This is a genomic window from Nocardiopsis synnemataformans (genome assembly GCF_965343085.1).
Classification (GTDB): domain Bacteria; phylum Actinomycetota; class Actinomycetes; order Streptosporangiales; family Streptosporangiaceae; genus Nocardiopsis; species Nocardiopsis alborubida.
The window spans coordinates 25,292-32,573 of record NZ_CBDRFA010000090.1 but is presented as its reverse complement, the minus strand read 5'-3'; the positions used below and the strand labels follow the sequence as shown (position 1 = coordinate 32,573).

Genomic DNA, 7,282 nt, shown 5'->3' with positions numbered 1-7,282 from the left:
CCCCCCCCCCCCCCCCCCCCCCCCCCCCCCCCCCCCCCCGGGCCCTCGCGCCCTCCGCCCCGGCGGACGGCTCGTCCGGGACGGGGCGTTCGCATACCCTGGTGGCGATGACTTCCGCGCGCGATTCCCAGCAGAGCGCGGGCGACGAGCCCGTGCAGATGACGTTCTACGAGGCCGTGGGCGGTGAGGAGACCTTCACCCGCCTGGTCCGCCGCTTCTACGAGGAAGTGGCTGACGACCCCGTGCTGCGGCCCATGTACCCCGAGGAGGACCTCGGCCCCGCCGAGGAGCGCCTGCGCCTGTTCCTCATCCAGTACTGGGGCGGCCCCCGCACCTACAACGAGCAGCGGGGCCACCCCCGGCTGCGCATGCGGCACGCGCCGTTCCGCATCGGCGCCGCCGAGCGCGACCTGTGGCTCAGGCACATGCGCGCCGCCGTGGACTCCCTGGACCTGCACGAGGCCCTGGAGCGCCAGCTCTGGGAGTACATGGTCATGGCCGCGCACAGCATGGTGAACGTGCCCGAGGAGGCCCCCGCCCCCGAGGTGGCCAACCCGACCCGGGTCTCGGTGTCCGCCAAGGGCGACGACGGGGACGACGGCGAGGCCGTCACCATCTCCCTGAAGTGACACCTGCCTGAAGTGACACGGCCGCCGGGGCCGGGCCGCCCGGTCCCCGCGGCGCTCAGGCGTAGTCGGCGAGGAAGGCGCGCTCGACCTCGTTGAGCCGCCGGGCGCGCTGCGTGGGCACGTCGAAGCCGACCAGCACCGTCCTGGCCCGCAGGTACACCGTGGCCTCGTCCCGGATCTCGTAGGCCAGCGTGAAGCTGGCGTTGCGCACCTCGGTCACCCACAGCTCCACGCGCACCGGCTCCGACCGGGGCAGCAGCGGGGCCACGTAGTCCGCCTCCTGGCGGGCCACCACCATGGCGCCGAAGACCTCGTCACCCTCGACGGCGCCGCCGTAGCGCAGGAAGGACACCCGGGCGTCCTCCAGGTAGGTCAGCATCCGCACGTTGTTGACGTGGTGCTGCGGGTCGAGGTCGGCGTAGCGGACCTGCGCGAGGTGCACGTGCCTCCGGGGCTCGGCCGACCTGGTGTCGGCGGCTCCGGTCTCGGTCTGTGTCACGTCCGGATCCTCTCGCGCTGTTCTCCTGGGGGAGCGGGTCCCCTCGATTGTCTCAACGCTCCCCGGGGGAACGGGCGCTCCCCGGTGTCCGATCCCTGTGTTGTTGCTCTCGCGGGGCGGACACCGGGGAGGGGACCTCAGTCCACGGAGAGCCCCAGGTGGTGGGCGAGGAAGGCCAGCTGCTCGGAGTTGAGCGCCACGCTGCGGCTCACCGACCGCGAGCTGTGGCCCACCTCCGACTCCCGGCGCAGCAGGATCGGCCGCTCCTCGGGCGCGGTCGCCGTGGCGTGCTGCATCAGCGCGCACAGCTTGCGCGCGTGCAGCGGGTCCACACGTGTGTCGTTGTCGAACACGGTGAACAGCGTCGCCGGGTAGCGGGTGCCCTCGCGCACGTTGTGGTAGGGCGAGTAGCCCAGCAACCACCCCAGCTGCTCGGGGTCGTCGGCGGTGCCGTACTCGACGTTCCACAGCTGGCCCAGACCGAACCGCTCGTAGCGGACCATGTCCAGCAGCGGGGCAGAGCAGACCGCGGCGGTGAACAGGTCCGGCCGCTGGGTGACCATGGCCCCCACCAGCAGCCCGCCGTTGCTGCCGCCCATGACGGCCAGGTGTTCGGGGTCGGTCACCCCGGTGGCGATCAAGTGCTCGGCCGCCGCCGCGCAGTCGTCGAAGACGTTCTGCTTGTCGGCGAACATGCCCGCCCGGTGCCACTCCTCCCCCTCCTCCAGGCCGCCGCGCAGGTTGGCGACGGCGTACACGCCGCCCGCGCGCACCCAGGCCAGCGCCACCGCCGAGTAGGCGGGCGTGAGGGAGATGCGAAAGCCCCCGTAGCCGTACAGGATGGTCGGTCGCGGCCCTTCGGCGGGCGCCTGGGGCGAGACCACCAGCATGCGCACGGCCGTGCCGTCCCGGGAGGTGTAGGTGACCTGTTCCACCCGCACCTCGGGCAGGTCGATGTCACCGGGGGCGTCGGCCCACAGCGACACCTCGCCCGAGAGCGCGTCGTAGCGGTACACCGACGAGGGGTGGGTGTTGTCGGTGTAGCCGAACCACGCCTCGTGCCCGCCCTCGGGGCGTTCGACGATTCCGGCCACGGTGCCCAGACCGGGCATGCCCAGCCCGCCCAGCAGCTCGCCGGTGGCCAGGTCGTGCCGGGTGATCTCGCTGACGGCGTGGCGGCTGCGCGAGACCAGCAGCTCGGGCCGCTCCATCCCGGGGCCGTCCAGGACCGTGTACCCCTCCAGCACCGCCTCGGGGTCCTCCGGGACCAGGGTGGTCCAGTTCTCGTAGTCGGGGGCGGCGGGATCGGCCACGCACAGGCGCCCGCGCGGGGCGTCCCGGTCGGTGAACAGGTACAGGCGCCCGTCCCGGCCCACGTGCGGGTACAGGGAGGCGTCCACGCCCTCCTGGAAGGGGACCAGGCGCGGCGCGTCCAGGTTTCCGTCGGACAGGTCGGCGATCCACGCGTCGGTGGCCGCCGAGGTGCCGCGGTTGGCGAGCAGCACCAGCCAGCGCCCGTCCCGGCTCACGATCGGGGTGAAGTACTCGGTCTTGTCGCGGCCCTCGCCGAAGACCAGGGTGTCCTGGTCGGCGGGGGTGCCCAGGCGGTGCAGGTAGACGCGGCGGTGGTAGCTCTCCTCGCCCTCGGGCACCTGTTCCCGGGGGAGCCGCCGTACGTAGTAGAAGGCGGAGGAGTCGGGCAGCCACGCGATCGGGCTGTACCGGGCCCGCTCGACGGGCCCGTCCACCAGGTCGCCGCTGGTCACGTCCACGACGCGCAGCACCGACTCCTCGTCGCCGCCCTCGGAGAGCTGGTAGGCCAGGAGCGCGCCGGAGTGGTCGGGCTTCCAGGCGTCCAGTGTGGTCAGGCCCTGGGGGTCGAGCGCCCCGGGGTCCACCAGCACGCGCTCGGGGCCGTCGCCGTCCTGGACGTAGAGCACGCCGTGCTCCTGCTCGGCGGTGCGCCGGACGAAGAAGCGGCGGTCGCCCCGCCACACGGGCACCCCGACGCTTCCGGCGCCCAGCAGGGACCGCACCTGGTCGGCGAACCAGTTCCGTGTGGTGAACCGCGATGAGACCTCGGTGTACAGGGCGTCCTCCGCGGTAGCCCATTCCTTGGTCTGCGCCGAATCGCCGTCCTCCAGCCAACGGTAGGGGTCACCGACCGTGTGGCCGTGCAGGTTCTCGATGATGTCCAGCCGTGCGGCCGGGGGGTAGCGGAGTTCACGCATACTTCGCACCCTATCCACCGCCATCCACCCGGGTGTGCCCGGCGCGGCGCCAGTGTGAAACGGAGCGCCGTCAGCGCACAATGGAGCCGGGAAAAGGGAGAACACGCGGTTTCTGGGCGGCCCAGCGCAAATTGGGGTGGCGCCGGAGCGGTCCGACCACGCAAACTGAATGCGGGACGCAACTCGGCGGGACCACCGGGAGGTCCGTGTGGCAAGGCGTACGGAACCATCGATCCTCGGATCGGTGCACAGGGAGGTCTCCTGGCTGGCCGATCGGCTGGCCGGGGAGGAGACACGGCCGTCACAGACGGCGGCTGGGGCGACGCGATGAGCGCCCGAAGCAGCCGGGAGGGTGGCACAGGGACCGCCCGCCGCCACGTGCTGCTGCTCAACGCCAGCTTCGAACCACTGACGACACTGCCCCTGCGCAGGGCGATCCTGCTCGTCCTGAGAGAGAAGGCTGAGGTAGTCCACCAGGACGACGCGGGCGCGATACTGCACTCGGCGACACGTGCCTACGACGTGCCGTCGGTCATCCGGCTCCGACGCTACATCAGCGTCCCCTACAGCCGCAGAGTGCCCCTCACCAGGGTGGCCCTCATGCGGCGCGACAGGCACACCTGCGGCTACTGCGGGAAGAAGGCCGAGACCATCGACCACGTCATCCCGCGCAGCCGCGGCGGCGCGCACGTGTGGGAGAACGTGGTCGCCGCGTGCAAGCCGTGCAACCACCGCAAGGCCGACAAGTTCCTGGACGAACTCGGCTGGGAGCTGCACGTGACCCCCAAGGTGCCCAAGGGGCCCCACTGGCGTCTGATCAACGGTGATCTCCACGGCGACCCCCAGTGGGAGCCGTACATGGCCCACCTGGCAGCCTGATCCGGCGGAGCCGGGACCTCGCGTCCCACCCGGCGCCGCCGCCGACCCCGACCGCCCTCCGGTATACGCGCCGGGGGGCGGTCGCGTGCTCCCTCGCCTTTGCGTCCGCCACGGTGAGGAACGTTCTCCATTCTCTGTCCAGACAGTCTAGACTGTGGTCGGAGGTGGTTGCCGTGAGATGGCAGGTACAGGAACTGAAGCAGCGCACCAGCGAGGTGCTTCGTGCCGTGGAGAGCGAGGGCGACCAGATCATCACGCGCCACGGGCGTGAGGTCGCGGTCCTGGTGGACATGGAGGAGTACCGCAGGCTGAAGGGGGTCTCCGGAGGTTTCAAGGAGCTTCTGGGTTCGGCGCCTCCGCTGGATGTGCTCGACGAGGTCCGCGTCCCGGATCTCGGCCGCGACATCGATTGGGACGGCGAACGTTGAGCTTCCTCCTTGATACGAACGTCCTGTCCGAGCTGCGTCGGCGCGAGCCGGACCCGGGGTTCCTGAGATGGTGGGACGAGGTCGAGGACGCGGATCTGTACATCAGCGCACTCGTGGTGGGCGAGATCCAGCTGGAGGTCCGCAAGCTGCACCACCGCGGCGACCGTTCCCAGGCGGAACGGTTGTCCGACTGGCTCGACCGGCTTGTCCGCGCCTACGGCGACAGGGTCGTCCCCGTGGACGTGGGAGTCGTTCTCGAATGGGCTCCGATGAACGTTCCGGATCGGATACCCGTGGTCGACGGTCTGATGGCGGCCACCGCCAAGCACCATGGGTGGACGTTCGTCACCCGTAACACCAAGGACGTCGCGGACCGGGGAGTGCGGTTCCTGAACCCCTTCACAGGGTGAGCCGGGGTCGGTCGTATCCTGACCGCATGCCCAGATACGACTTCCGCTGCCGCGAGTGCGGCGACACCTTCGAGCTCTCCCGTCCGATGGCGCGGGCCGGTGACCCGGCGACCTGTCCCCAGGGGCACGGCGACACGGTCCGATTGCTGTCCACCGTGGCGGTGGGCGGACGCGCGTCCGCCCCCGCGTCCTCCGGTGGAGGGTGCTGCGGGGGCGGCTGCTGCTCCTGAGGGACGGGGGCGGTTTCGCCCCCCACCTCTCGGCCTGTTACCTCTCGGCCTGCTACTTCCCGCTACTTCTCCACCTGGGACACGTCGCGCGCGGCGCCGGTCGAGGCCGAGGTCGCCATGGCCGCGTAGGCGCGCAGCGCCGCGGTCACCGGCCGCTGGCGGTCGCGCGGCCTGAACCGGCCCAGCTCCTTGAGCAGGCGCTCGCGGCGCGTGTCGAGCTCCTCCGCGGAGACCTCCAGCACGATGCCCCGGTTGGGGATGTCGATGCTGATGACGTCGCCGTCCTCCACCAGTGCGATGTCACCGCCCGCGGCGGCCTCGGGGGAGGCGTGGCCGATGGACAGTCCCGACGTGCCACCGGAGAAGCGGCCGTCGGTGATGAGGGCGCAGGCCTTGCCCAGGCCGCGGCCCTTGAGGAAGCTCGTCGGGTACAGCATCTCCTGCATGCCCGGACCGCCCTTGGGGCCCTCGTAGCGGATGACCACCACGTCACCGGGCTCGATCCGCTTGTTGAGGATGCCGTCGACGGCGTCCTCCTGGGACTCGAACACCTTGGCGGGTCCGGAGAAGGTCCACAGCTCCTCCTCCACGCCCGCGGTCTTGACGATCGCGCCGTCCGGGGCGAGGTTGCCGAACAGCACCGCCAGCCCGCCGTCCTTGGTGTAGGCGTGCTCGACGGAGCGGATGCAGCCCTTCTCCCGGTCGGTGTCCAGGGTGTCCCAGCGGATGCTCTGCGAGTAGGCCTTCGTGGTGCGCTTTCCGCCGGGGGCGGCGTGGAACAGCTCTACGGCCTCGGGCGAGACGGTGTCGGAGGCGATGTCCCACTCGGCGAGGAACTCACCGATCGTCTTGCCGTGCACCGTGGGCAGGGAGGTGTCCAGCAGGCCGCCGCGGGCCAGCTCGCCCAGGATGGAGGGGATGCCGCCCGCCCGGTGCACGTCCTCGATGTGGTACTTCTCGGTGTTCGGCGCGACCTTGCACAGGCACGGCACCCGGCGCGAGACCGCGTCGATCTCGGGCAGGCCGAAGCCGACGCCCGCCTCGGTGGCGGCGGCCAGCAGGTGCAGGATCGTGTTGGTGGAGCCGCCCATGGCCACGTCCAGGGCCATGGCGTTGCCGAAGGCCTCGGGGGTGGCGATGGACAGCGGCAGCACGGAGGCGTCGTCGTCCTCGTAGTAGCGCTTGGCGGCCTCCACGACCAGGCGTCCGGCGTCCTCGTACAGGGCGCGGCGGGCGGTGTGGGTGGCCAGCACGGTGCCGTTGCCGGGCAGGGCCAGGCCGATCGCCTCGGTGAGGCAGTTCATCGAGTTGGCGGTGAACATGCCCGAGCAGGAGCCGCAGGTCGGGCAGGCGGCCTCCTCCATCTCGTCCAGTTCGGCCTGGGAGACGCTCTCGTCCGCCGCGGCGATCATGGGGTTGATCAGGTCCAGCTTGCGCACGGTGGTGGCGGTGCCCTCGACCACCGTGACCTTGCCCGCCTCCATGGGGCCGCCGGAGACGAACACCGTGGGGATGTTCAGGCGCAGCGCGGCCAGCAGCATGCCGGGCGTGATCTTGTCGCAGTTGGACACGCACACCAGGGCGTCGGCGCAGTGCGCGTTGACCATGTACTCGACCGAGTCGGCGATCAGCTCGCGGCTGGGCAGGGAGTAGAGCATGCCGCCGTGGCCCATGGCGATGCCGTCGTCCACGGCGATGGAGTTGAACTCGCGGGGGACGCCGCCCGCCTCGCGGATGGCGTTGGCGACGACCTCGGCCACCTCACGCAGGTGGACGTGGCCCGGGACGAACTCGGTGAAGCTGTTGGCCACGGCCACGATGGGCTTGCCGAAGTCCTCGCGCTCCACACCGGTGGCGCGCATGAGGGCGCGCGCGCCGGCCATGTTCCTGCCGTGGGTGACGGTGCGTGAGCGTAGGACTGGCATGGGGTGGGCTCCCATCGTTGCGGGTGTTTCCCCTCGATGGTAGTCCTTCGT

The 7,282-nt window shown here is 71.1% G+C and carries 8 protein-coding genes; 5 read left to right on the top strand and 3 right to left on the bottom strand.

The window, feature by feature from the left end:
- Positions 1-107 precede the first annotated feature (107 nt).
- Positions 108-629 (top strand): globin, encoded by a 522-nt coding sequence (locus tag ACSIH6_RS34405; RefSeq protein ID WP_435112506.1) that lies wholly within the window; start codon positions 108-110, stop codon positions 627-629.
- Positions 630-684: 55 nt separating this feature from the next.
- Here ACSIH6_RS34405 and ACSIH6_RS34400 read toward each other — a convergent pair whose 3' ends face one another.
- Positions 685-1,128, bottom strand: coding sequence for an acyl-CoA thioesterase (locus ACSIH6_RS34400; RefSeq protein ID WP_435112505.1), 444 nt, complete (start codon positions 1,126-1,128; stop codon positions 685-687).
- 137 nt (positions 1,129-1,265) lie between these two features.
- Positions 1,266-3,359 (bottom strand): prolyl oligopeptidase family serine peptidase, encoded by a 2,094-nt coding sequence (locus ACSIH6_RS34395; RefSeq protein WP_435112504.1) that lies wholly within the window; start codon positions 3,357-3,359, stop codon positions 1,266-1,268.
- A gap of 378 nt (positions 3,360-3,737) precedes the next feature.
- Here ACSIH6_RS34395 and ACSIH6_RS34390 point away from each other — a divergent pair, with 378 nt between their 5' ends.
- The 4 genes from ACSIH6_RS34390 (at position 3,738) to ACSIH6_RS34375 (ending at position 5,306) form a co-directional block, all read left to right on the top strand.
- Positions 3,738-4,238 carry an HNH endonuclease gene (locus ACSIH6_RS34390; RefSeq protein WP_017566033.1) on the top strand — a complete coding sequence of 167 codons (501 nt, stop codon included), beginning with the start codon at positions 3,738-3,740 and terminating at the stop codon, positions 4,236-4,238.
- A gap of 173 nt (positions 4,239-4,411) precedes the next feature.
- On the top strand, positions 4,412-4,666 hold the full coding sequence (locus ACSIH6_RS34385; RefSeq protein WP_435112503.1) for a type II toxin-antitoxin system Phd/YefM family antitoxin: 255 nt from the start codon (positions 4,412-4,414) through the stop codon (positions 4,664-4,666).
- Complete coding sequence (locus ACSIH6_RS34380) at positions 4,663-5,076, top strand: type II toxin-antitoxin system VapC family toxin (RefSeq protein ID WP_435112502.1); 414 nt, start codon at positions 4,663-4,665, stop codon at positions 5,074-5,076. The genes ACSIH6_RS34385 and ACSIH6_RS34380 overlap by 4 nt, the downstream gene beginning before the upstream one ends.
- A gap of 26 nt (positions 5,077-5,102) precedes the next feature.
- A complete protein-coding gene (locus tag ACSIH6_RS34375; protein ID WP_435112501.1) occupies positions 5,103-5,306 on the top strand; it encodes an FmdB family zinc ribbon protein in 204 nt (67 codons plus the stop codon).
- A gap of 62 nt (positions 5,307-5,368) precedes the next feature.
- Here the strand turns inward: ACSIH6_RS34375 and ilvD are convergent, their stop codons facing one another.
- Positions 5,369-7,231, bottom strand: a complete 1,863-nt coding sequence (gene ilvD, locus ACSIH6_RS34370; RefSeq protein ID WP_435112500.1) for a dihydroxy-acid dehydratase — start codon at positions 7,229-7,231, stop codon at positions 5,369-5,371.
- Positions 7,232-7,282: the final 51 nt, after the last annotated feature.

Bases quoted from the DNA above. Each gene is read 5' to 3' on its own strand.
- ACSIH6_RS34405 (WP_435112506.1), top strand. From the start codon at position 108: ATGACTTCCGCGCGCGATTCCCAGCAGAGCGCGGGCGACGAGCCCGTG.
- ACSIH6_RS34395 (WP_435112504.1), bottom strand. From the start codon at position 3,359: ATGCGTGAACTCCGCTACCCCCCGGCCGCACGGCTGGACATCATCGAG.
- ACSIH6_RS34375 (WP_435112501.1), top strand. From the start codon at position 5,103: ATGCCCAGATACGACTTCCGCTGCCGCGAGTGCGGCGACACCTTCGAG.
- ilvD (WP_435112500.1), bottom strand. From the start codon at position 7,231: ATGCCAGTCCTACGCTCACGCACCGTCACCCACGGCAGGAACATGGCC.